This is a genomic window from Mesorhizobium sp. M0500 (assembly GCF_040321165.1).
GTDB lineage: Bacteria > Pseudomonadota > Alphaproteobacteria > Rhizobiales > Rhizobiaceae > Mesorhizobium.
The window spans coordinates 1-25,076 of the sequence record NZ_JAMYRB010000023.1; the positions used below are offsets into that span (position 1 = coordinate 1).

At 57.8% G+C, this 25,076-nt stretch carries 12 protein-coding genes and 2 pseudogenes; 5 read left to right on the forward strand and 9 right to left on the reverse strand.

Annotated features, from left to right (window positions below; all coding sequences use genetic code 11):
* Positions 1–118 precede the first annotated feature (118 nt).
* The gene (locus NKI70_RS27160; RefSeq protein WP_352725410.1) at positions 119–850 is read left to right on the forward strand and encodes a hypothetical protein; all 732 of its coding nucleotides are present in this window, start codon (positions 119–121) and stop codon (positions 848–850) included.
* A 1,059-nt stretch (positions 851–1,909) separates the two neighbouring features.
* On the forward strand, positions 1,910–3,526 hold the full coding sequence (locus tag NKI70_RS27165; protein WP_352725412.1) for a hypothetical protein: 1,617 nt from the start codon (positions 1,910–1,912) through the stop codon (positions 3,524–3,526).
* 388 nt (positions 3,527–3,914) lie between these two features.
* On the opposite strand, the pseudogene NKI70_RS27170 reads toward NKI70_RS27165, so the two are convergent.
* From NKI70_RS27170 to NKI70_RS27200, 7 genes and pseudogenes are all read right to left on the reverse strand, one after another.
* Positions 3,915–4,406, reverse strand: a pseudogene (locus NKI70_RS27170) (IS91 family transposase); the annotation flags it as partial.
* A 3-nt stretch (positions 4,407–4,409) separates the two neighbouring features.
* Positions 4,410–5,258, reverse strand: a complete 849-nt coding sequence (locus tag NKI70_RS27175; RefSeq protein ID WP_502898938.1) for a tyrosine-type recombinase/integrase — start codon at positions 5,256–5,258, stop codon at positions 4,410–4,412.
* Positions 5,259–6,275: 1,017 nt separating this feature from the next.
* Complete coding sequence (locus NKI70_RS27180; RefSeq protein ID WP_352725414.1) at positions 6,276–6,728, reverse strand: toll/interleukin-1 receptor domain-containing protein; 453 nt, start codon at positions 6,726–6,728, stop codon at positions 6,276–6,278.
* 949 nt (positions 6,729–7,677) lie between these two features.
* Entirely contained in the window at positions 7,678–9,147 is a 1,470-nt protein-coding gene (locus NKI70_RS27185) for a hypothetical protein (RefSeq protein ID WP_352725416.1), read from the reverse strand.
* Positions 9,135–11,273: a hypothetical protein gene (locus NKI70_RS27190; protein WP_352725418.1), complete on the reverse strand. Its 2,139-nt coding sequence runs from the start codon at positions 11,271–11,273 to the stop codon at positions 9,135–9,137. Before NKI70_RS27190 ends, NKI70_RS27185 begins: the two co-directional genes overlap by 13 nt.
* 38 nt (positions 11,274–11,311) lie before the next feature.
* Positions 11,312–13,567 (reverse strand): dsDNA nuclease domain-containing protein, encoded by a 2,256-nt coding sequence (locus NKI70_RS27195; RefSeq protein ID WP_352725420.1) that lies wholly within the window; start codon positions 13,565–13,567, stop codon positions 11,312–11,314.
* Between the two features lie 287 nt (positions 13,568–13,854).
* The gene (locus NKI70_RS27200; RefSeq protein WP_352725422.1) at positions 13,855–18,306 is read right to left on the reverse strand and encodes an NACHT domain-containing protein; all 4,452 of its coding nucleotides are present in this window, start codon (positions 18,304–18,306) and stop codon (positions 13,855–13,857) included.
* A 310-nt stretch (positions 18,307–18,616) separates the two neighbouring features.
* Between NKI70_RS27200 and NKI70_RS27205 the strand changes: the two are divergent.
* Positions 18,617–19,495: pseudogene (locus NKI70_RS27205) on the forward strand (transposase).
* Positions 19,496–20,745: 1,250 nt separating this feature from the next.
* Positions 20,746–20,931 (forward strand): hypothetical protein, encoded by a 186-nt coding sequence (locus NKI70_RS27210; RefSeq protein WP_352725424.1) that lies wholly within the window; start codon positions 20,746–20,748, stop codon positions 20,929–20,931.
* Between the two features lie 473 nt (positions 20,932–21,404).
* Here the strand turns inward: NKI70_RS27210 and NKI70_RS27215 are convergent, their stop codons facing one another.
* Both NKI70_RS27215 and NKI70_RS27220 read right to left on the reverse strand, forming a co-directional pair.
* The gene (locus NKI70_RS27215) at positions 21,405–23,294 is read right to left on the reverse strand and encodes a KGGVGR-motif variant AAA ATPase (protein ID WP_352725426.1); all 1,890 of its coding nucleotides are present in this window, start codon (positions 23,292–23,294) and stop codon (positions 21,405–21,407) included.
* A 2-nt stretch (positions 23,295–23,296) separates the two neighbouring features.
* Positions 23,297–23,878 (reverse strand): TIR domain-containing protein, encoded by a 582-nt coding sequence (locus tag NKI70_RS27220; RefSeq protein ID WP_352725428.1) that lies wholly within the window; start codon positions 23,876–23,878, stop codon positions 23,297–23,299.
* A gap of 368 nt (positions 23,879–24,246) precedes the next feature.
* Between NKI70_RS27220 and NKI70_RS27225 the strand changes: the two genes are divergently transcribed.
* Complete coding sequence (locus NKI70_RS27225; protein WP_224639100.1) at positions 24,247–24,738, forward strand: TIR domain-containing protein; 492 nt, start codon at positions 24,247–24,249, stop codon at positions 24,736–24,738.
* Positions 24,739–25,076 lie beyond the last annotated feature (338 nt).

Sequence of the window (25,076 nt, forward strand, 5' to 3'; positions counted from 1 at the left end):
AAAAGCCGACCTCTCATGAATCACGCAAAACGGCTCTTGGGAATCCTCGAAACGCTCCCGGAGCTAAAAATCTGCCAAAGTAGTGCTAACATGCACACTCTGAGCGTGGATGATCCATATGAGGGAATATTGCCAGCCGGAAATTATGCCCATCGCCAGTGGAACAACGAAGCAGACGTTCCACAAAAAAATATTAAACGACATAAAACGAGGAAATTTCATCGGCAAAGGTGGAGACATCAATAGCCATATTAAAGCATACAAAGCGTTGTTAGATAATGAGGTTGATGAAACATATAATGCTCGAAAAGAAAATTATATTAATTGCTGGCATATTTCGAGTTATGAGTCTGCTTCGATGTGGCACATTTATGGGGAGAGGCAGTTTGGGATTGCGGTGACCAGTGATATTAATTCTATAGCAAAAGCATTCAACGCAACCAAGGAAGAGATATTCGCCGGGAGCGTCGATTACATAGACTATGAATCAGAAACTTTAGACATGTCCAATGGCTTCATTCCGGCTTTACACAAACGTCTAAGCTTCGGGCATGAAAAAGAGATGAGGCTTCTCATTTGGGACTTTTCTGACAGCGAGATGGATGTCCTATTTCCGTTGAACGGGACATTGCGCGTCATGAAAGGAGAGCGACCAAAAGCTGAGCGCGACAAAATTAATCCCGCGCCCGGCAAGGCTGTCCGGTGTGATTTATCAGAACTGATCCTGGGCATATATGTTTCGCCAGCATCCCCTATATGGTTTGAAGACGCCGTCAGGTCGTTTTGCGAGCTAGCGCGCATAGACAAAAGAATCGTCAGATCGGACCTCTTGGCAGGGCCAGTTCGTTGAACCGCGCACTCGCGATTGCGGCCTAAAAAGGTGCCCTAGAATACCCTACATTAAAAAATTGGAATTTCCTGTAGGCATTGATTTTGTTCAATAAAAATAGAATGGCTGGGGTTCCTGGAAGCTTTTCGAACTTTCTGGGTCGCGCCGCAGCCCGAATTGCGGGTACTTATGGAAAAATTGGGACACTAGATTCGGTTTAAGGATAATTTGGAGGCATCGGATGTAGACGGCCGCTTTGCGCCGGTGAGTCGGCCATTGAGGTGACTGTTGCCACTGCCTGAAAGCAGACATTGTTGGCAACCACGCTGGAGGTCGCGGTTGCGCCACAAGCAATCGTTTCCGCGCGAGACGGCGGACGACTCGGGTGGGCCGATTGCAGACATTGGCTATCGCAACGCCTCCGCCATAGCCTAAACACGTGACCCCTATTGGCGTGTCCGATCGAAGGCGTCGGTAGGGCTGTACAAGGTGCGGGCCGTCAATGAGGCGTCTACCGCCCGGACCGGTTTGTTGCCCAGAATGGTCCAGGCTCCTGGCGCGGGAGCTAGAGCAGACAGCCTGTCACGTTCGCATAACGCCTCCAACCGCAGATCAAGCGAAATGGACGTCTAGGCGCACTAGCAGGAGATCTACAATAAACCGGGCGAGCGTCTGCGCCTTCCCCACTTTTACCCATCTCTCTATTCGACTGGGATGCATCTCAGGACCACGCGGAATTTACAGAGATGCCGGCTCAAGCGCAGGTGACAAAAATTGTGCCTCTATTGCACTTGAATATCTTTCAGGACAGTATAGAATTTCCAGAGCCGTTAACACCGTATGCTCAAGCGCAAATGATAAATAGGGAGATCGCTTATGTGGTCTACTTGCCGCTTTTGGATCGTGTTCGTTACTCTCCTGCCGGTGTTATTCGCAACGCTAGCGGCTGCTAGTTGTCCGGACTGTAACGATGAACGATGCGTCTTTGGCGCCTGCGCATGCATGCCGCGAATTGGCTGCGTTATCCCGGTCCCCATTCCTGGCACCACGAAGCCTGGCTCGCTGGTTCCGGATTCGCCAGTGCCGTTGCCTCCGTCGATCCAAGAGAAAGTCGACGAGTTCGGCGAGGGCGCAACGCGCACAGTCCAGCAGCTCGGAGGCGACACGCTGACGACCATCCAAAAAGCTGCCGGCGACACGGTCCGGACATTGCAGCAAGCCAATGGAGACGTCTTTGCGACGGTTCAACAGGCCGGCGAGGATGCTATCACCACGACCTACAAAGCAGCAGGCGACGCGGCCGCGACTTATGTCAAGGCGTGGCGCGACGTCGGGGAGCAGGGAAAGCGCAGTTTTGATGATGCTGTTGATGCCGGCGAGGCGGCGAAGCACTTTGTAGAAAATCAAACCAAGGCTGATTTCGAAGCCCTAAATAAAGCTGCTAAGCGATTTGAAGACGGAAAAGTTGTCGACGCCATGTGGGGGCTCGGCATGGACCCGCTCAAGTCCGGCGAAGAGAACTTCGCAAAAGCAACGCAAGAGAGCAAGGTGATCAGTGCCGCTGCCGCCACAGCGGCAGCCGCTTACGGCGGGCCCGCCGGTGCCGCCGCATATGCCGCCTGGTCGACCTATCGCCAAACGGGCAACGCTGACATGGCACTACGCGCCGGACTGTTGGCTGCAGTAACCTCGCAGACTGGCTCATCAATTGGGCAGATGCCGACCGGTACCGCCGGCGAGATCATTAAGAAGGCTGCCATGGCCGGCGCCGCAGGTGGTGTCGCAGTTGCCGCTGCCGGTGGTGACGAGCAAGCGATCAAAGACGGATTCCTGAAGTCAGCGGGCGCCGTACTCGTCCAAGGAGGAACTGAAAAGCTGAAGGCGTATTCTCCGGAAGCCAATGACGCATATGAAATCGCGCAATGTATTTCGGCTCGCGACGTCGACTGCTTGTCAAAAACGACATGGGCACGGGATGCTAAGGGGAAGATCCTATACGATGAAACGGGCAAGCCGAGAATCGATACCAGCGAGATTGACCCCGACAACTACATAGGAAAGTGGAGTCAGGTTGACCCGCGGTCGGTGGAAGGCCAGGTGAATGCCATCATCGCGCAAACCTCAAAACTCCCTAAAACGGAGGCAATACCCATTTTGGACAACAAGTGGGTTCTGACCTGGACGCTAGGCAAGGAACAACACATCAAGAAGGAAAAGCCTACTGTAGTACTCACCTATATCGGGGACGACCCTCCCTTTGTTTCAACGGTTACCTACGGCGACGCCGCTACCGAAGCCTCCCAGCCGCCGGCAGAGGATGCAAGGCCGGACACTGGTGATAAGCTAGTCGCCTACTACGAAAAGCCTGCCGATAGAAAGAGAGTAATAGACGCCTTTGAGAAGAATTCGATCGAGTACACTAAACTTGACTACGTCGGTCCAGAACATGCGAAAACTTTGTCAAATGCCTTGATCTGCGGACCAAATACGCGCATTGCAGATCTAAAAAAGGTTGCGCTTTCACTGATGAATTCTGGCGTAGATATAAAGTACATTGGAACGAAATCGACGAATAAACCTGGTCAAATATCTGTATTAAATCTTCAGAGGAAAAAATTAACTATAAACACACCGAACATTACACGAAAACAGGTGAATGAACTTACTATGTGTCCTGCGTCATTAAAGAATTACTAAAAACGAAGCTTCCTCTCCCCGAACGTCGCGAGTTCTTGTGTCCGCTGTGGGTAGGAGGCAGACTCCAGGTGTCGCTTGCCTGAAATATCCGTAATGAGGCGCGGCCGTTTGCGCCGTGGACGAGCGTCGGGTTCGGGCCAGAACCCAGACATCACACCGGCCGACCTAAACGTCTGCTTTCGCAGGGCGGTTCTTGAAAACCGCCAGTCCGTTCACGTGAAGAGTTTCGGGTGCCGGCAGGCGTACGAAAGTCCCCGAGGAAGGAACCCGCGGGCCACAGGCGATGGTTATGGGGATTTCGATTTGCGGCTGGTGTCGGCGATGGCGCGACCGCCGCTGGGAAGCGGCGGGTTTGATGCGGACGGACCGTTTCGCCTTTCAGCCACGCGATCATGTGCAGGTGCGGATGGTGCGTCATCGCCGATCCCCAGGTGTGGAGCACCGCGGTGATGCCGATGCGCCCGCCGAGGTGTCTTGGGTCGGCGGCGATAGTCAGCATCGTCTCCGCTGCCGCCTTGAACAGCAGGTCGTAGACGAGCGCCTTGTTCTGGAAGGCCATGTCGGCGATCTCGGCCGGCAGCGTGAGCACGACATGGAAGTAGCCGACCGGCAGCAGGTCGGCCTCACGCTCGGCCAACCACGTCCGTGCGGCCGCGCCCTGGCACTTCGGGCAGTGCCGGTTGCGGCAGGAGTTGTAGGCGGTGCGCCATTGGCCGCAGTCCTCGCAAGCCTCGACGTGACCGCCAAGGGCTGCGGTGCGGCAATACTCGATCGCCGACATGACCTTGAGCTGGGCGAGGCTCAGGTGACCTGCATGGGCAGCCCGGTAAACGGGTCCGGCAGCACGGAAGATGTCGGCGACCTCGATCGAGGCGCGCACGGCTCAGATGTCGGGCGAGACCTCTCCCGGCTTGAACAGCCCGAGCTTGTCGAGCGGGCTCGTCACGGCACGCACCGTCCGGGTCGCCACCTTCGCGTAAAGGGCGGTGTTGTTGAGCTTGGCATGCCCGAGCAGGACCTGGATGATCCGGATGTCGGTGCCGTCCTCCAGCAGGTGGGTGGCGAAGCTGTGGCGTAGCGTGTGCGGCCCGACCCGCTTGGCGATGTCGGCGGCCTGGGCCGCCTCGACGACGATGCGATAGAGCTGCCGCGTGCTGATCGGCTTCATCGCGTGCTGTCCGGGGAACAGCCAGCCGTCGCGGTGCATTACACCCTGCTGGCGGCCGACCTTCCACCACTGGCGCAGCAACAAGAGCAGGTCTTGCGACAGCATGGCGTTGCGATAGCGCCCGCCCTTGCCACGCTCGACGCGCAGCAGCATGCGCTCGCTGTCGACGTCGGCAACCTTCAGCATCGACACCTCGGCGACACGCAGGCCCGCGCCATAGGCGACCGACAGCGCGGCCTGGTGCTTGAGACACGTGGTGGCGTTGAGCAGCCGGGCCACCTCGTCCCGGCTGAGCACCACGGGCAGGTTGCGCGGATGCGCCAGCCGGACAAGCCTGCGCGCCAGGTCCGGGCGGTCGAGCGTGTGGGTGAAGAAGAAGCGCAGTGCCGACACGATGCTGTTCATCGTCGGCACGGGGACGCCTTCCTCCTGCTGCTCGATCTGGAACCGGCGCAGGTCGTCGGCGGTCGTCGTGTCAGGTGAGCGCCCGAGGAATGTCGCCAGGCGTCCGATGTCGCGGAGATAGTTGCGCTGTGTCTCCCGTGAAAAACGCCGCATGTTCATGTCGTCGATCAGCCGCTGGCGCAGCGGGCTGACGGGTGCATCGAGAACGGGGTGCTGAATGGTCAGGCTCCTTGTTGAAGAAGCCCGTCATGCTCTGCCCCCCGGACGACGCTCAACGCCAGCGCGACGACCGGTTCTTGATCTCTACCTCAACCGCAGGCGCCCCTCCCGCGCAGCGGGTTCGTTCTTCGGCCCCCAATCTGCCGGTCAGCAATGCGCCGCATTTCGGTCGTTCATTTGCGCTGCCCCCGCCCCCGAAAGCTGCCCTTCGGTTTCGCTTTTGCCAGGGATTAGCACATAGCACTCTCATTCGTGACTTGGAGCCCCCAGAAAACGAAAGCGTCGTGGAGCACTTGCTCCATATCGGTCATTGATCCATTTGAGTGTTTGATAATCGCACGAGCGACCAATTGCTTACCGGGTCCGCGCTCGTTCGGGTCTGGCACGTCCATCTCGGTGCGCATGGACCTGTCGGATATGACGTGTTTGGATCCGTTACAAATCGATCTGCAGATCGAGAGTGAGGGGCATTCTCTCTCCGCCCAGTCTTGAATATCGCCACGTTCCATCGGACGACCGACAATACCTAGAAATGCTTTTATGTTCGCGCTGTTCCGGTCGGAGCTAGCTATGCCCGTCCATACCCATTCGCACATGCGCCAAGCGGTGACAGCTCCATTTATGGCTGCGTCTCTTCTGTCATCAGTCGACGTCGCGTTGCGATACCTCTGATAGTCACGATAAAGTTTGTGCGCCATCGCAGCAGCGGTATTGAGTCCAAAACTGGAGGAAGCACTCCAGATCGTAGTGTGAATCGCTGTCATGATGCCATTCTACATAGATCGAGATTGACCGCCATGGGTCCCCAATCGGGCATAAAGGCTCCGGGATGGATCCCGCGAAAGCAGATACTCACTTTCGAATTGTCGAAGTACAGGATGAAGCCAAGTCGCCACAGAAAACCTTCGGTATCCGCCGTAAAATATCGCTTCGCGCTCGATTTGACTTCCGGCGCGACTAAGTAGCGACCAATTCGGCGATTTTGGCGGCGACTTCCGCCATCGACTCTTCGGCAGTATTCAGCCCTGCTCGGGAGGCTAGCAGGAGGCTGACCTTCTCAAGCTCGTCATAGGTCGTTCCATGAACAACCGGGACGAGCCGCTCTCGCCGGAGCAGCGCCGAAAGTTCTTTGTCTGCGATGCCTTCTGCCGGGAGGCGTCGCAACATAGCCGGGGTCACCAAAACTATACCGACGCGCGAATTCACCAGGCCCTTGTCGATAGACCGCATCATCGGTACCCCGAGACCAAGGTCTTTTTCGCTGAACCACACGCGGACACCGCGCGCTTCGAGCAGATCGTGCAGTTCCTTCGCGGAGCCCTGCCTGTCGTCCCACGCGTGACAGAGAAACACGTCTCGAAGGTCAGGCTGCGACGCCGCTATTTTCTCGACGTTCTCGCGAACTGGCATGAGCGCCTGCACTTGTTCAGGCGTGTACCACACAGCCGAACCGGCTCCCGACCAGCGCGGCTTTGAGGTGCGGCGCCCCGAACCGCCGCTGCTCCCTGAGGAGGAGTATGAAGGGGACGAGTATGGTCCGGAGCTGCTGTAGCCGCTGCCATACCCGCTGTAACCGCTATAGCGGCCATAGCGGCCCCCGCATGCAGGACAGTCGGCTGCTGCGGCCGATGAGCGATGGCCCCTTGCGGGTGCAGTGCATCTAGCCATGTCTTTCCTTCTCCTTGACCAATCCGTAGCTCGCTGAGCCAACGCATTAAGGGTCGGTATGTGGACATCCCCGATCGCCGGGCCGCACCTCAAAGGTCATTTCTTTGCCTGCCCTCCTGCGCGATTCAGGCCATGCTCAGAACGGGCAGTTCTGTGTCAAGGTACTTCCCCGTTATCAGGTGATCGAAGAAGTTGCAAAGGCGGTGAGCTCTGATGGTATTGCGAGCAAGTTTAGGACCTCGCCTGATCTCGCTGAGTACCGCCTAATACGCCTTGCTCTCTGGCGAGATTGCGTGGGGAATAAGGTCGCACTCGGCGTAAGTCCTCCAACCTTATCGGCCCCTCCAACATAATGTCCGTTATCCCTGAGGCGTGAGCTGTGAACCGTCCTCCAGCTTCCGGCCCCGAAGCGACCCTTGGCTAGTTCTACAATTCGCGAATGACTGGGGTTCTTGGAAGCTTTTCGAACTTTCTGGGTCGCGCCTCAGCCCGAATTGCGGGTGCTTATGGACAAAGTGGGACGCTAGATTCGATTTTGCAAATTGGAAGGCGGTGCGACTTACGGCGCACGCTCTTCCAAGTTTCTTTACGTTCTGAATGGCAGCTTTTGCCACTCCAAGCCGTCGTCGTATCCAGGTCGGCGGATATCAAATTGGAGAAAATAACATCACCGAGTGAGGGTGCTAGCCAGTCAAGGCTCTAACTCGTTGGTGTCGAGAAAGAAAGCTAGCTGTTCGCGAGGCTCGAGATCACCGTAGACGCGGTCTCCTTCCAAAGCTGAAAGCCGTACGAACCACCCCAGCCGAGCCTCAAAGCGTTGAAGTGTCTTCTTAAGAAGCCGCCGGTTGATGCAGGATACTACGCCGACTCGCGTCGCCCCCTTTTTGGGCGCAAGTGGCGTCCAATTATCGTGCCAGAATAAGGTGGTTGCAACGACATCCTTGCCGATGGACAAGGCCAATCCCCGATCGTCGGCTGAGAGCCGCGGTGTCGAGTCGAAGCAGTAAGCGGCGGGTATTGCCATCCCAGCGCCAAGGTATTCATCGTGCCAAAGGCCGGACGGCATCGGTATAAGGTGCGTGCACACAGGAGCATACCATCCGACTTTTCCGTTAACGCGAACGTCCTCGAAGTCTCGAAAACTGATGTCGTCTCCCAGTCCAACATCATGAGAAAAAACAAGTGTCTCGGGCAGAAAGGGGTCAAAATCCTCAGCCGGCTCGAAGTCCGCCGAACAGAGGAGCGCGGTAGCGGAGACTGCCCCAAACTCGGCAATCTCTTTTGGCAAGGGAACGTCTAGCGAGACAGCAACCCGGGATTTCGACACGCCCGCTTTGACAAGCGCACGTCCAAGTTTTTGGAAGTCAGCGCTGGGGTCGTGGAGTTTCGCCGGTAAATCGGCCGCCCATTTTGGCCGAGGCTGAGGTTCTACCTCAAACAAACGGGGCACCGCCGGAAGCACGTCAAGGCAGTACTCGGTAGCCAACCGAACGGGCATATCCCACGCGGCAACGGCGTATGCAAGTACCCTAAGGTAGGCGGATCGGTATAGTTCCGACTGTCTCTGAAGAAACTGACCGTGAATGCCAGATCGAGCTAGAGCAAAGTCACCGAAATAGTAGGGATACTGCGTAAACAGAATGCCCGTCTCTTCGCGCATCACGTGCCATTCGTATGCCCATTGCCGCTTGAACGGCTTACCTGACTTGGCCTCGAGCTTTGAGAGGCTGTTCAGCAGAATTGGCGGCACATGCGCCGTCTTGTGCTGTTCAAAATATTCGCTCGGCTTGAAATATTCAGGCACATCGGGGCTTAGGCCCTTGTCCCATCCTCCCAGGCTCCAGCCATAGGCCACTTCAAGCAGAATGTCCGACAGGATAGAAGGCCGTTTCACACAGGGAGCAACGTCGCGAAGATTGGGTCTTGCGGTCTCATTCACGACGGTCAGCAACGACAGCGCTGAGCAAACTTCCGATTCAAGATCGCGCGTAGCCATCCAATCAAGAAGCGCTCGCGTCGCCTTCTCCCGCGTGGATTCCTGTTCCAGAAGTCTCCTGATCGCCTTTGCCGTCCGCCACCTAACCATTTTCACTGGCCAGCTAAGCCGATCCACAAGCAACGATAGCGCAGGTTCGGAAGTGTCCGTTGTCACTGGAACCATGGCGCCTCCAACGAGGGCAGATCACTGACCTCCTGCCGCAGGACCCGAACAAACGTCTCGGTCACATTGGCAGCTGCTTCCTCCTGACCCACGAGGATCAGGAATCGAACCAAGTGCCGCTGGCCGATTGAGAAGCTTTCGCGACGCCTCCGCCAGTTTGCCGGTCCGGCGGTATCGCGAATGTAATCGAGCCACTTGGCGCCATAGTGCTTTGCCGCCAGCTTCAGTCGGTTCATGACCTCCTCTTCCGAGTGGTAGTAGCTTGCCCAACCGCTTCGGTAGATGTGGCCTTTTACGAGCCAGCGATAGGCCTTGGCCTTCCCCTCGATGCGCAGGCTTGCCAGGAAGGCATCATCCAGGATGTCGTCTGCATGAAATGTAGGCCCGCCGTCTTCGAAATAGGCCTCGATAGATGCGAGTGCCTGCTTGCCTTCGCCGGCATCCGTCCAATGCCAAAGCCAGTCGCCCATAAACTCCTTGCGGCGCTCGTAGGGAAAATTGCCCGATACGACTTTTACCAACCCCGAAAAATCGGATGATCCCAGTCTGGTTGGATCCCGGCGGGGCTTGCGCGGCTTTTTCCTAGCTGTTCCTCGCCGTTCGTGCCGATCCTCTGGCTTGCCACCGAGAAATGCTATTTGAGCGGCATGAATCGATGTTGCCACTGAACTTCTCTGAGCTTCCTTCTCGAGTTGGGATAGCGTGTGATGATCGAGATACGTCTCAGGCAGCGCGCGCTCAAACTCCGACTCAAATCCCTGCACGTGCGTGAATTGCTGCAAGGTCTCATCGGCGTATCGCCACTCGTCATTTTCGAGATAGTGACGAAAGAACTGAGGCAGTCGATCGGGGCAGGTTTGCGCCACAACCTCTATCATTGCCGAGCGGGCGTAGTCCGTTTCATCGCCATCGGTGAACTCGGTAATCTCGTCGATAATCGGTACGAGGTCTTTGAGGAACGGGAGAGCTGGACGGGCGCCGGCTTGATGGACCTCCCTCACGGCATCGAGAACGTCGATCGCCCATAGGTCCTTGTGGTATCCGTATCCCATCAGGCATTCTGATGCCCGCACCATGAATTGGCGGCTGCCGTCCAACTCGTAAAGGTCGCAGAACCGGGCCAGCTCGACCCATCGATCACATCGTTCGTGAAACTGGGTAACTGTAGCGGCCTCTTTCTCCGCAGCCTCCTTCACAAGAGTAGCCGCACCAGTGGCGTCAAGAATCGCCTTTTGGTTTTCTACGTTCTCCGCTAGCCATATTTCGTCCGACCAGTGGACCGACGCGCGCGCAATCTCGAGCGCTCCGCTACTGACGTTGGAGGTCGCACCGTCCGCTGAGATGAGGTGAAGGTCGAGCGCAATCTTGAGAAGCGCTCGCCTGAAACTCGCGTAGAGTAAATATTCGTTCTCAGTGTTCGGCCCATGCTTGAGCTCGGCCACGTCCGCCGCCCCGAGCCATGGTGCAGAAAAGCCGCCGAGTTCCCCACGCGAGACCTGCCTTGCAATCGTTTCGAGCGTGTTGATCGCGAGACGCATCCATCCGATGTCGCCGCGGGGCACGCCAGGGTACACGTACGAATGATCGCCTTCTGCTACTAGCGAAGTCGCAAGGGCGGAGAAGAACACATTTACGAAGAAGACCTCCAATCCGAGGTCTCGTCCAAATCGATGGTCGTCGCGAAAAAGGTTGGGTGCAGCAACCGGAAGAAGCATCTCGTGAGAAACGGTCGGCCGGTGCAGGCGAAACCAACAGGCAGAGAGTGGCGCTATTGCTTCGTCCGGCGCAGGCAAACGGGTGGTCAAGTCCGCCCCGATGACGCAGCAGGTTCGCACAACCTCATCGTATATTGCGCGGCGAACGTCCTCCCACTTCTTGGCCCTAAGCTTGCCGTGAACAAAGATCAGTCCGTCGAGGTTGTCCGCGTTCCCAAGCCATTGAACAAAAAACCGGATCAATTCTTCGGGTTCTCGAAATCCCAGAAGGAACCTCAATGCTCGTTCGACGGAGTCTCCACCGACATATGCCGCAGCCTTGACGAAGAGCCGTGCTAGCGCAATGAAGTCCTGTTCAGATTTGTGCCGCAGCTCGATCCATACGTTGATGCGCCTGGCCAACTCCTGCAATGCAGCAGTACCTAGCTCCTCCCTGAGGTCGGGCGGCGCTATCGTGGGGAGAAGCGAAACCTCGTTGCGAGGGAGATTCTGTAGTTGTCCGCGAGGTTGCGCAGTTGCTGCCAGTTCGAGGAAGCCTGAATGGCTGCCGCAACAAATGATGCGCTGTCCGAGACCTGAAATTCGGCGCCGTTTAAAACGCGGATCTTGAGCAACCTGAGTTCAACCGTCTTCGGCAGATCACCTTCATCAAAGGCCCTGCGTTCCGCCACACCCAAGATCGCAGCAATTTGGTGGTCAGGCCATCCTTCTGCGAGCGACTCGATAACCCAGGCGCGGGTTGCTTCTCGCATAAGGTCTTCGTACTGTCCCTGTCTTGCCTTGCTGAGCCAGAGCCAACCCCACCGCCAGAACGCCGGCGCTGCAGTCTCGAGCCAACTTGTAACTCGCGGCAACAGGGCCTGATATGCATCAGCATGATCGGATCTTTCGCGGACGTACGCGAAGATGCTCGAGTGAAACGGCACCATGCCAGACTCTCTCGGCTCGAGCAGAAAGTCGATTTCCTCGTAGCCACCGGCGCATTGACGAATTCCCGAACTGGGCCAGTGGAATTGGGAGCCGGCTAGCATGTGAAGCGTATCTCGCGCCGCGGGCGTGAGCCCGGTCCACAAGCTTCCATAGTAGCTCCGGATGTCACGATCGGGGCACGGCGGTATCCGGTCAACGTCGTCACGCCAAATGGGCGCTCCGTTTCGGGTAACGCTCTCGAACGCGTAGATTAGGTGCAACGGGTGGCCCTGTGATATCGAATAGAAACTGGAAGCGATCTCAGACACTTGCTCGTCGCGCCGATCTCCCCGCTTGTGCCCCTTGAGGATGACCCTACCAGCCGCATCCTGAGTCTTTACCCAGGTGTGGACGGCGACCTCATCCATGGCTGGGATCTCGATCCAGTCCGATAGCTTTGCCTTGCGAACGAGCCTGTTGGGCAGTTGATTGTCGGGTACTCGTTGGGTCCCGACTATCAAGCTAACGTTGTCCGCTAGCGGCAAGAGAGCGTTGAATATATGGTTCAACTGGTCGGTCTTGGCGGTGTCACGCCAGACATGGTCCAATCCGTCCATGACGATGTACAATCGCTTCGACTGGTCCTTAAAATGTTGGGCGGCCGCCGAAACGATGTGTTGAAGCTTATCGTACTCGTCACCGCGTCCTCTGGTCGCCTCCGGATAGAGAACGAAGAGCTGGTTGATGAGCGAACCCGCGATAGCGACGAATGACATTCGATCGGTTGTAGGATCGTCATCCGCTAGAAAGTAGTGGTGCCGAATGACCGGCACCCCCGATTTGCGAAGTACGTCAGTTAGGTAGCTCAGATAGGTGCTTTTCCCACGGCCGGGTGTACCCCACACGATTGAGACTGGCGTTTTCGGATCGCTGATCCGCCGTGAAAATTGGGTATGGAAGGTCGTCGAGGGAACAGAATAGCCAACGGGGACGCGGAAGTCCTGTCGAATGGGCTCGGGGCGTCCACGCGAAATGACTTGAGTGAGGTGCTCGTAAAGGATTCGGCCCGCTGGCTTCGGCTCCTTACGCCGCGTTGTCCATCGCCTGACACGTTCCCGAAGATAGAGCCAACCGCTCGCTTCCATGTCGGTCGGCACGAGCTGGTCACGAAGGTGGCTTTCATAGGCGTCGAAATTCCGTGCGCTGTGGACAAACTCGAACTTCCCGAAAAACGCCAATGCCGCTTCTCGACCACCACACTCCTTCTCAAGCCGTAGCCTTGTGTCCCTGGGAACGAGGTCGAGCGATAGCAAAGGACCTTTCAGGCTCGCGGCAACATCAGCGTCAGGGATGCGGTTGGTTCTAAGACTTGCGGAATGGATAGAACCTTGCTTGGCCACCTTCTTCAGAGAGTTGGCCCACTTGCCGAGAAGCGAGGTTCCCCTGGGTTTCTTCTCGAGTAACCAATTCCAGGTGAGTGGATAGTCGATCTGGTCCACCGTAAACTTAACTTGGTAGTATTCCAGCGATCCATCGCTGCGAGCCACGACGACATCATCCAGCGAGCTGTCTGTCTTGTCAGCCTCAAGCTCAACCCAGCTGTAAGTCTTGGGATCCCGATAGAAGCGAATTAGCGCCTCGATCCCTACGAGGTCTTGATACTCATAGCCCACGCGGGTGATCGTTGTTGGCTTGATCGTCGTGTTCGCCAAGGCCGCCGTCTTCTCCGCCAGGATCTCTATGGCAACGCTAGGCGGCGCGTTTCCCGCATCGAGCTTACCGGCGCCGGCCCCCATCCAGCCATGTGTTTTTAGGCCGGTACAAATTATCCAAATACAATCAGAGCGATAGTACTAGGCCCCTCGACATCATTCCAACAGCTTTTCAATGATGAGTCTCTTTTCTTGTGATCAGCTTGATCCATCGCCGTGACCCTCACCAGCGTTCGCCGCGCAGCATCAAGCGCACGCAGCCAAGAGACTTCGCAACGTCGCTTTCGCTTAAGCGGCTGCTGCGGGCTTGCCGTCAGCGCCAAATGACTACTTTCTCTGCCTCGGCGCCAGGGCAGCCGGCCCTTGCGATCCTATCGCGAAGGCGAGTCTCCTTCGTACTCAGCTTTTTTCAGTCGACAAACAACCGTGTCACCATCAACCGTGTAGACGTTCGTAAAATTTCGGCGACCGAACAGATCCGAGTCTTGCTTGTCGTAGACCTCTTTGGCTCCGGCCAGCACCCAGATCGGACGAAAGCCCTTAGCCTGACACATCCGGAAAAACTCCGTGCGGGCCACGAGTACCGTGCTCGGCCCCGCTTGCTCTGCTGACGGATCGAACGCCCGCGTCGTGCCCTGCGAGTCTACGTATCGAACCGTGCGGCCATCGGCGAGTCGCAGTCCGAGCGCCTGGATCACCCACGGGGCGGGCAACCGCACCGAGAAGTTTTGTTTCAGACTATGGTCATAACTCCCCGCTTCTTGAAGAAACTGAACCGTTGTTGCGGCCGCCTCGACGCCAGCTCGTCGGTGTTGGCGATTCCCCCACCAGCGTGACCACTGCGGATCGCGGTCATTGCGCCAGTCGTACTCGCCCAAATACCAATCGTCCTGGCCATCCTGGTTCAGTCCGAGATCGTGATTTCCCAAAAAGAGAGCATCTTTAAGCTGGTCAAGACCAACAGATTCATCACCGATATGCACTATAAGACACTCGAGCCGAAGCCATGTTTCACGCAGGATTCGCTCGGTTTCTTGGGTTGTGCCTCGCAACCGAAAATGTTGAAAGCCCCCCAACGGCAGCCACTTCTGACCGTTGTGATCCGATTTAAGGTCGACAAAGCAGGCGCCGTCGAGCAGCTCGCGGTCGGCATCCAGCCACTCCCAGGCAGCATCACGATCCATCGCTGCCTTCCTCGGAATCACTGGCATCCAGAACGTTGGCTCATTGAACGACGCCCAGCCCCAGTCGTGGCTCTCTTCCATCAGCCGGGACGGATCAATTTTGCGAAGCCGCCGTACTGTTTCGCGATACTGCGCGGTCCAATCCCCTTTCGATGCAGCGCAGTTGTCGGAGATCCTGGACATCAGCTCGTGCAGTGCGATCCACTGGTACTTCTTGCCTATGCGTTCGCTCTTATGACTGGTCCGTCCATGACCACACGAGCGGTCATACTGGCCGTGGAGCCCTTCGCTCCAACCGAGATCATGGGCGCGCATGCAGACCCAACGCTGCGCCCAGGCAACATTGAACTCGGCAGGATTTTCACCCCAACCAGCCGAAGGTCGCCAGTGACGCGCCATCACGCGGTATCGCTCAAACCGCTCAGTCCCTAGCGTATCGCGAAACTTTTCCTCGATCCTCTGATGCTCCTTTGCGCTATCGCCGCTGGCATAGGCCCATTCCGGACCCTTGGCCCGGAGCGCATCCATTTCTTCGAACAAGTGCACCATTTCGGGTGTCGAATAAGAATCAAATTCAGCGCGCCATAGTGAGTACAGATCCGCGGAAGATGGAGGGGTCGTCTCCTCACGGCCGGCTGGGCTCCAGCCCCCTACGGCATACTTGATGACGTAAGATCCGAAGTCCCCGTGATGACCCGTAGAGGACACGATCTCATCGCTCAGTATCACGCCGTCTCGGTACGTACGGGTATACGTATCGATCTGGGCGTCCGGTACCGGTTCAAGCGGCCAATTGCTAGAAAAGGGCGGATGGGTGTTGACGCCGCCCGGAATAAAATCGGTGCATCCTCTGCTCTCTGCGTACCTTAAGAGGGAGGAAAGATGGTCGCGCCACAGAAGGTCTAAGGGTAACGGGCCACGCTGGAAGAACTGCATCGCTACTCTTTTGGCGATGACGCCTATGGCGTCAGCACGCCAGCGGCCCTGGAGAGCAGCCCCATAGAGCGATGCACTGAGACGCTCTCCAACGTAGGGATCGTTGACGCCATCGAAAAGCTCTAACAACTCGTCTGCCACGGCGGGGAACATGGTCAAGAGATTCACGAGACCCATTGTCGCCGTATCTCGCGCGCGCCGGCTTGAGGTCGAAAGAAACCAAGTAAGCGCTATCGCCGCGCGCTGCGCAATGTTCGGATCAGCTTCTCCAGCTTGCATGTCTCTTGCCCATGCAATGAGGTCCGCTGCCGCCGAGTTGTCGAGGTTTGAGCTGTCATCGCCGTAGTTTGCGACAAAGATCGACCAATCGGCATCGCGTTCGGGAATTTTCATGACCTTCAGAAGTTCATGTAGCCAGTACGCATCGAACGTACTTTCAGAATCGATGCTTAGCCGCACGAGTGCATCCCAACGGGCGTCTACGCCGCCAGAGTCCTCAAGTAGTTCCAGAGTACGTTCGGTGATGCTCGAAGGTGCCCGCAATCGCACCGTTTCCGGTGTTATGAGGCTCCTGGTCATTACGCCGGGAATGTTTGCCAACGCGTCGGGGAGCTCCACGCCAGTGCGCTCAGGAAGCTGAACTGCCAGCGCTTCGCGCACCCCCCAAGGAAGACCACCTCGCACACAAGCGCGCGCTAGCGGGCTGTCTGGCGATAGCGGAGACGGTAGCCGTGCTTCGACCAGAGTTTCGTCGAGTATTGAACGTGCGACAGTGTGATCGGCGAAACGCTCGAACGTGAACCTGACGTGGTCTTGGAGATCGGGATCTGAAGTCTCATCAGCGGGGACTGGTTCGATCGAGATTACGCCCTCTGTTTCTAATTGATGCAAAAGGTCGCTGTCTTGGTCGCCCTTCCCCTCGTGGATCTCGTCAATAATCTCGAACGCTCGGTCGACGGGAATATACGGATCTTGGGTGGATTCAATCTCGTGGGCCAAGGCGTCTATGGCGCGCTCGGTTATCCGTCGCCGACTATTCAGATTCATTCGTCGCTGAATGGCGTCAGATACAGCCTCTCGGTACATTGAGAAGACGGCCGTGACGCCGCGAAGACCTTTCGGGAAGCGAGTTTTGCCTTCCTGCTCTAGCGCGTCGCAGCACGTCTTGAGGAACAGTGGATTTCGGAGTTCGACATCGAGAAATGGATGCTCAGTCAACATGATGCCTCGCAAAGCCAAAAATGCGCGCGCATCGAAAGTTGAGAAGCCTGTGTGCTCAAGCTCCAAGGGGGATCGCGCGCCAAGGTCTGATGGCAAGGTTTGTGAGAGGTAGGTTGACCGACAGGAGAAAACGACCGCGACGTTTGCGTACTTGGCAGCGTCGAAGAGAAAGCCGCCGAGACGATCCGGCCATATTTGTCGTCCATGCCGCTCGTTTATGGCATCGATCATAAGCAGGCTTCGGCAACCAGCAGCTTCACCGGCGGCGTCGAGAGCCCCAAGGAATGTATCGCGCGTGTAGTAAGATGGCAGGCCCAATTGTTGAATGAGCTGGGACCAGATGTCCGTGTCGACAAGACTGCTCCCTAAGAACAGCAGTGCGGGGCGGGATTTCTGCAGCTGGTAGGCACAGGCGTCTGCGAGCAGGTGTGATTTGCCGGCACCCGCCTCGCCAGTCACCAGGACAGCCGCACCAACGGCCACCAGCCAAGGCTGATCCTCTAGCGTGTCAACAAGAGCGTTGAAAGCCTCAAGAGCTTGCCGGAATGTCGAGTAATGCGATCGTTCGGGCCGCCCTGAATCTTCAGCCGTCTGGTCTTGGCGTTCCAACTCCGCGTGGTAGAGCGAACGAGCAACCTCAAGGGCTGTATGCGCCTTCCCTTGCCAAGTACTTATTGGCCACTGGTCAGCGCTGAGATCCTCGATGGCATCCAGTGAGCGAGCCGCGGCCTCAATAGTTTCCGCCTGCTCGGCCGTCATGATGCCGGTGCGCTTGAGCCCATCTGTTACCTCCAGCAACTTACTACGATGGTCTGCAAGTTCCTGCAGAAGCTCAGCATTGCGTGCCAAACCAACCAGAGCGCGCCGAACAGGCAAGGCGACATTGGTTTCCGCGGTATACCGGCGCCCCAGGTTAGACCTTACGCGCCCGAATTGCTCGGCGAACCAGTCGGCCGTCAGATGCTGCGTTCCAAACCAATATAGACGGCGACCAGAGAGCCTCGGATCATCGGAGGTGAGTCGCTCTCCAAGGGCATGTGCGTCCCACAGCTTGATTTCCAAGGACCTGCCGTTCTTGGCGGCCTCTGCGATTCGATTGGCTCGCCAAGTTTCATATGCCGCCCGTTGGGTCACAGCCTTGCCACGGGCATCAGAAAGGTCGAAGGGCAGGCATACCGTTAAGACAGTTAGCTTCGGATGCTTCGCCAGAGCAGCGGCGAGGGACTTGTCGAGGCTGCCAATCAGATTTGCGTCAAAGGACCACGAATACTTGACTTGCCAGCCGATTTCGCTGCCATCGGCGAGCCGGACGAAGCACTCGAGCCCGCCATCGCGGCCTTTGCCTTTGCGAATAAATTCGCTGCCGGCTGCTCGCTCCTCAAGGCCCGCGAGTTGGCAAACCAGTTCCTCGAACCCCTCCGAGCGGCGCCCGTTGAGGGCTCGCACTTCGTGGAAATCGATCGATGGGGACTCGTGCGGCATCAAGTACTCTTGGAATCGGTTGGTTTAGATTTCCGGCGGTTACACTACATGCTTAGCGATCTGCAATTGACGGTTTATTCCCTCATGTTTAATTCCGACGTTGATATCGCCAGAAGCGGCCGTGATCCACCGCCTGACTACGCCCAACCTCATCCGATTTCGATCCAACGGCTTTTTGAAGCTACGCAACAAAGCCGTTTTCCTGCGAACTGGTGGCTACATCAAAGCCGGCTCTAGCGGAGATGTCTCTCGCGGTGCGCGGTCGAGCCAGCACCGGCTGCCCCTTGGCAGCGCAACGCAGAAGCGTCTGATAGAATTCTTTTGTGAGCTGGACGCCGCGATGGATGAGAAGGGTGTGCGTCGTCGATTTTCTTGGCACGGCATCTTGAGACAACAGTTGTGACTGGCCCTGACTCGCTGTTTGCCGCGTTTAAGTCGTTTCTGCCGCGCCTGCGGCGTCTGGGCCACGAGGCCTGCGTTGTCGCCCTCGCTGCATCCCAAACTCAATAAACTCGGCCTCCGGCCGTCCGCCTGGAGACGCAGCACGTATGCGCCGCGATGTCGGCGTAGCGCAACAAAACCGATAAGGCATGCGCTCTGCATCGCGCATATCATGCGCACCGGCTGGTTCCGACAGGCTCATTATAAGTCGCAAGCTGCTACCGCGGCGCTGTGGAAGCGGTACTGCCGGCTGCACGATGTCGTCGTGAAAATGGTGGCACGCAGCGAGCCGTGCCGGCGCTTCATGGCCATCCCCGGCGTCGGCCCGGTGACGGCGCTCTCGTTCATGACGGCGATCGATGATCCCACGCGCTTCCGCCGCTCGCGCGACGTCGCGGCCTACTTCGGGCTGACGTCGCGACGCTGGCAGTCGGGCACGTCGATCGATGTTCAGGGACGCATCTCGAAGGCCGGCGACGCGGACGTGCCGCGCGCACTCTACGAAGCGGCGTCGGGACTGATGACGCGCTTCAAGGGCAAGGACAAGGTCAAGTACTGGGGCAGGGAGATCGCCAAACGCTCCTGTCACCGCAAGGCCTGCGTCGCGGTGGCGCGCAAGCTGGCGGTAATCATGCACGCCATGTGGAGCGACGGCACGTTCTACGTCGGCGATCCGGCCGCGAGCCAGGACGCCACCGCGCGGCGCGCCCATATCAAGGACCGCAAGCTGCTGGGAGCGCATCGATGAGCGGCTCGGCGGCAAATGAAACCCATGGTGACGGCACGCTGACGGACGCCATCTGAACAAGGAGATCCGCCCCGGCGGATGAGGACCGATGCAGACCAGGAACGACGGAACGCACGTTATCCTGCCTGCGGCCGCGCCGATCGACAGACGGCCGCACCGCGCTCGATTGCCTGTGAGGATGCTCCGTCAGTCCGATCGAAAAGTGCGCCACGACGGTTCGAGCGCTGCACCACTGCAGCCGACCAACCCCGTCGCAGAGCGCGGAAGATTGCACAGCGCATCGGAACTCGACGTTCAAAAGCGGAATCGTAGCAAAGAGAATAGATTCGTATATTATCGCAGCCTGAAGGAGGAACGACGATGGTTATTAAGTATCGCCAAACACAACCGATTAAGATGGCAGGATAAAAGCGCACACATTGCGCGCCGGTTGGGTCGTTTGTTTTTCAATAGCTTAGAAGATGACTTTGCAATGTGCGCAAGTTTACTGCACATTCCGAGAATCGCGATTTCTCAGCCATTTCCACGGCTTAATGCAATGTGCGGCGGCTTTGCCGGCGCTTAAGGAGGGTAAGGCCGGGAAGGGGAGCAGGTCAGCGACGACCCGCTGAGATAGCCCCTCGTCGGTTGATAACGAGCTGGTCGATAGTCAACGTGAGAACCTTCGCTGAACTGGCCAGCGTTGGCTCGCGATGGGCGGTCGGCACGTCTGCCGCGCCGCCCTTCGCCGCTGCCCGAGAGCGACGTTGCCGCGTCGGCCGTAGGATGGCGGCCGAGCGCAGGCTTGTCGGCTGTTGCCATCTTCCGCACTGCAGATGCATAGGCTTCACGGCCCAATGGAGGCGCGCCGGTCGCGACACGTCCGCCACCAAATCGAAGCTTCCATCGCAAGGCGGTCGGGTGCGGTATCCTGTCCGAGATGCGGGCGCCGCGCCGTCCAGCCGGGCTAGCGCCGCCGCCAGGGGTCGCTCCATGCTGACACGAATGCGCAAAGCGTCGTGTTACGGTCTGATGGTTTTACGTCACTGGCCTGATCGCCATCAAAGCAAATGGGAGAGTTCGCCACGTCTAGGATCAACCGCCGCGCCTTGCTCCTCGGCTCTGGCAGCGCAGTCGTCGCCTCGACAGGCGCGGCGACGGCGCTCGGTACTAAGCCGCCAGGTCGAGACCGAGGACCGTCCGATAGTCTGCGAGCGCTGATTGAGGCGCACAAGATAGCTTATGCTGCGTTCGGTGAGGCTCTACATGCCATGAGCGGCGGCAGCAGCGAGTCCGACAAAGCCAGTCGGGAGGAGGAGAGGGCGCTGCTCGCCATCTGCGGCTACCCTGCGGTGGGGGAAGCGGACCGCCTAGCCAAGGCTCGGTATCTTTTAGAGATCGAGGCGCGCGGTGAACTCGACCTGGCAGGTTCTCCGCTCTACGATGTGGAGGGATGAGGCGACTGAGGCGCGGTCAGTCAGCTACTGAACGTCTGGTATGCGCCCAATCTGAGATGTTCAGACAAAACTTGCTTTCTCCCAGAAGCGGATGTTCGCGGGCCCTGTCCACGAACGTCAGCCAACGCGTCTTAAGGTCGGACGTTCAAAGCTCGTAATGTCGATCATATTAGCTGCCGCTGCCTTGTATTAGCGGGCGATATCGGATGCGCGGCGCGCCAGATTGTATACCCAGTCAATTGTTTCGACTGGCCACTGCGCTTTTCGGCATGGGCCAAGCCGCATTGCCGAGGCGGATCGCGGGAAAAGGAGCTGTCGTCTCCTCACTCTCATGAGGAATTTCAGATCGATCTTATCGAAAAGATCTTTGCTCTCAATCGCCCGGATCCCGTTCGCAACCAATTCCTATTTCTTGCTGTGATGGAAAAGGAAAATGGAACTGGCCATCGTTCTCAACGCTGCGTCCTTGCGCGTCAACTTCGGTGTCGTCGCGCGTCCACGGCATGAGATATCCAGTGGCTGAGATTATCCCGGATGTATTCATAAACGGCAACGCTGTCGGTAAACGGGGGCTCGTAGGTCTGGGCGTCCATGGCAGTGCCTTCAATCAAAAGCGCATCGAAGGGGCTCGCCCCCTTTTCTGAGGACCGCCCGTCCCGGTCCTTGAGATTGTGAACGTGGATCGCGAGGATGCCGAGGCCGTTGCGCCATGCCCTTTCTATCTCGTACCTCACCCACTTTCGGTCAGCGGTCTGGGCACCGACCAACACGATCAGACACTCTTTCCCACGCATGTTGTCGTCAACCCAGGCAGTGATGGCCTTGTCGCCACGCCTGAGAACCTTGTTCCAGGCCTCCCGATCCAGTATCGGCTGCGTTTCGATTCGACCCATATTCCGGATCTGCTGAACCCGCCACATGTCATGCGCGGCGTCGAAGCTGATGTAGCACTTCCGCCCGGGACGGGGCCCGGGCTCCAGTTGCGCTGGCCTAAGCATGTTTACGATTTTTCTCGCAGCGGAATCGAAGTCGAGGCTAACGGTGACATACTGCATGTGGCGCAGAAGGTCGGGTATTGCCGAGGTGGGCGTGCCATCCAGCAAGACCGGCACGATGAATCTAGAGTGCCCGTCGGTCGCGGCTTGCCGTTGGAAAGCGCGAATCTCGAATTCCTGCCAACGACGCTCGCGCGTGCCGTCCCCGACCAATACTAGCATGTGGTCTGACGCCTCAATCGCGGATCGCAGCGCCGCCTCAGACGGCTCTCCGGCTTGAAGCTCATAACGGTCCATGAAGACCGAAAGCCCCCGCTTCGAAAGCGCCTCCCGCATTTCTTCGGCCGCGAACGTGTTAACATGGTCGTAGCTCAGGAACACGTCTGACCTAGAACGCCCACTGCCGGCAGCGATGCGCCTCGCGGCGGCCACGTAATCGTCGCGGCTCTCCAGCATAAGGCTCGTCTGGCCCAGCCTGTGAGCGAGCAACGCGGCAAGGGTCTCAAGGCTGTAGTTGATGCCGAGGGGGTCCGCGGTCTCGTCCTCGACGACGGACAGCCGTTCCCCGAAGGTCCAATAGGGCACGTAAGGGATGGTGGTGGCTTGGATAAGCCGAGCGGTCGAGTCCGTGGGCCCGGCCCAACCCCGATAGAACTCAGCAAGCTCGGTCGCAAACCGGTCCCGCCACGCCATCGAAATCCGATGCTCGAACTGGGTTTCGAAGCGCGCAGGTATCGGAAGGAGCAGGAGCCGCGAACGGTCCAGGGCGAGACCGTTGCGGGCTTTGGCCGCACGCCGTGCGACCTCGATCGAGCCCTCGAGGCTCTGCTCATTTGCGGTGAACAGAAATGCGAGCACGTCGGGGAGTTGCGCAGCAATGATGCCAGAAAAGTCTGTGACGCCCGTGCGGGCGTCGATCAGGACGTAGTCGAACTCATCCCGCAACTCGCCGAACATCCGCTCCAACGCGCTTCCGAGACCCGAGCGGTAAAGGCTCTTCCAATTCAGACGGCGCAGGCGCTGGGAATATGTCCGATCGGCTTGGCCCGCTTTCATCAGCGAGATTCCCCCAAGCGACGGGGAGCTTAAGCGGTGGACGTGGTCACGCCAAGCAAGCGGTGCCCCGGGGTCTCTTCTGTAGCGGGCAACGAGCTCAACCAGACCGGGCCCCTCGCCAAACCAGTCGCGCGTCTGGTCGTCCTGTGCCACAGAGCCGAAGAAGTGCGACAGGCCTGGTGCCTCAAGGTCGAAGTCAATACAGAGAACCCGGAAGCCCCATCGGGACAGCAGCACGCCGACATTAGCGAGGGCGAAAGATCTGCCGACGCCGCCCTTATATGAGTAGAACGTTACGACGCTACCAGCCAACGTCAAAGCTCCAGTAACGCAACGGGGGGTGGTGCCTCAACCGGGGGCTCCACGATTGGCCAATCCGCCTGCCAAGGCGGGACCGTCTGGAGATGCGTCTCGATATCCGCCGCAATGGCCATCATCGCGTCGTGAAAAGCGAGGTAGGCGGCCGAGTCTCTAAAGCCAGGATAGGGGTAGGTGAACGCTGTCAGGTCGCGCCTGAACTGGGTCTGCTTTGCCTTCTGCGCGAAGTGATTCCCATCGGAGTAGACCACGGGGTAGACAAGTCCGCGCGGTGGCCGCCCGCCGGCTAGAAAGGCCTCGCGCGCAAGCATGCTTTCCCATTCGGACATGCACCAGTGTGAGCGGAAAAACGGCGGGGTCCAGATGGCAACCAGCAGACGGCTGCGGAGCAAGGCCTGCTTTAGCACGTCGGACCAGATGACGCCGGTCTCAATTCCGTTGTCGATGAACACCCGTGGTTGCTGAGGGAGCACTGAGTCTAAGCATTCCCGCAGTACAGGAGCGAAGTGATTGCTAACCCATGTTCCAACCTGACCGTGGCGGGGATAGCTGATGAAGACGTCCCACTCGTAAGCCAAGTCAGCGCGCTCCCTCTATAGCACCTTCGGGCAACTCAACTTATCAGCCGACCGAAGCCATGAGCAAGCAGACAACTCGCCAAACAGGCTTGTCGACATCCGCGCGTGTTAGCCATCCAAGGGCAACGGACTTCGCTCCGGGGACTTGCAAATTGACTTGTGACCCGGTCCGCCAGCCCTGGCTCCCTGCCTGTCGGGATTTGCCTATCAGGGCTTGAAGGCAGGCCTTTGATCAGCCGGAGCGCGCGCCGGAGCCATCGCAACGTGCAATAACAACCATCGGTTAAAATGTTCCGGACGAAATGATTTCGGTTGTCGTATCGGCAGATTTCTGGTGAACTTACTCTTTGATTTGCGAGGGTGAATTCATGGCAAGGAAATGCTTCTACAGTTTCTACTACGACGAAGACAATTGGCGGGTTAGCACCGTCAAGAACATCGGCGCAATTGAGGGGCAGGCGCTGGTGTCTGCCAATGAGTTTGAGGAAATCAAGCGCAAAGGCGACAAGGCCGTGGCGGATTGGATAGCTGGGAACATGGTCGGTCGGAGCACCGTCATTGTCCTCATCGGCGCCAACACAGCGTCGCGGAAATGGGTAAGGCACGAAATTAAGTATGCGTTCGATAATGGCAAGGCGCTAGTGGGCATCCACGTTCATCGTCTGCTGGATAGAAATGGCAATGCAAGTGCAAAAGGCGCCAATCCATTCAGCACATTTACCGTTGGTGCCGACGAAAAGCCCTTGACCAATTGGGCCAAAACCTACGATCCAGGCGGGATAGACAGTAAGGGTGTGTACGATACGATCAAAAACAACATTGAATCCTGGGTAGAAGAAGCTATTCGTCTAAGGGCTTAGGTAGCAGGCTGTGACGGAAAAGGCTGGCGAACGAGATTTCGTTCGCCAAATGCGGCGGGTAGTCGCCCTCAATTTACTCGATCGCTGCACCTGTTCCGGTTGCTGGAACGGGCAACACCTGGGTGTTTGGGTTATGCCTTCTAGCCGGAAGAAGATCGCTCTGGCACTGTCCAAGCGGAAGGCGTATTGCACGATGCCCAGTTCTGCCAGCGCTTGGTTGCCACGTGGCGCACACCATGTGCGAGGTGCGTTTAAAAAGCGGTTTCTCACGTGAAGCTTGGTTGCCAGAGCGAGCACAAGCGAAGAATTTCTTGGGATACATGCAGAATGAACGGCAG

Bases quoted from the DNA above. Each gene is read 5' to 3' on its own strand.
- NKI70_RS27160 (WP_352725410.1), top strand. From the start codon at position 119: ATGAGGGAATATTGCCAGCCGGAAATTATGCCCATCGCCAGTGGAACA.
- NKI70_RS27175 (WP_502898938.1), bottom strand. From the start codon at position 5,258: ATGAACATGCGGCGTTTTTCACGGGAGACACAGCGCAACTATCTCCGC.
- NKI70_RS27180 (WP_352725414.1), bottom strand. From the start codon at position 6,728: ATGCCAGTTCGCGAGAACGTCGAGAAAATAGCGGCGTCGCAGCCTGAC.
- NKI70_RS27185 (WP_352725416.1), bottom strand. From the start codon at position 9,147: ATGGTTCCAGTGACAACGGACACTTCCGAACCTGCGCTATCGTTGCTT.
- NKI70_RS27195 (WP_352725420.1), bottom strand. From the start codon at position 13,567: ATGGGGGCCGGCGCCGGTAAGCTCGATGCGGGAAACGCGCCGCCTAGC.
- NKI70_RS27200 (WP_352725422.1), bottom strand. From the start codon at position 18,306: ATGCCGCACGAGTCCCCATCGATCGATTTCCACGAAGTGCGAGCCCTC.
- NKI70_RS27210 (WP_352725424.1), top strand. From the start codon at position 20,746: ATGAGCGGCGGCAGCAGCGAGTCCGACAAAGCCAGTCGGGAGGAGGAG.
- NKI70_RS27225 (WP_224639100.1), top strand. From the start codon at position 24,247: ATGGCAAGGAAATGCTTCTACAGTTTCTACTACGACGAAGACAATTGG.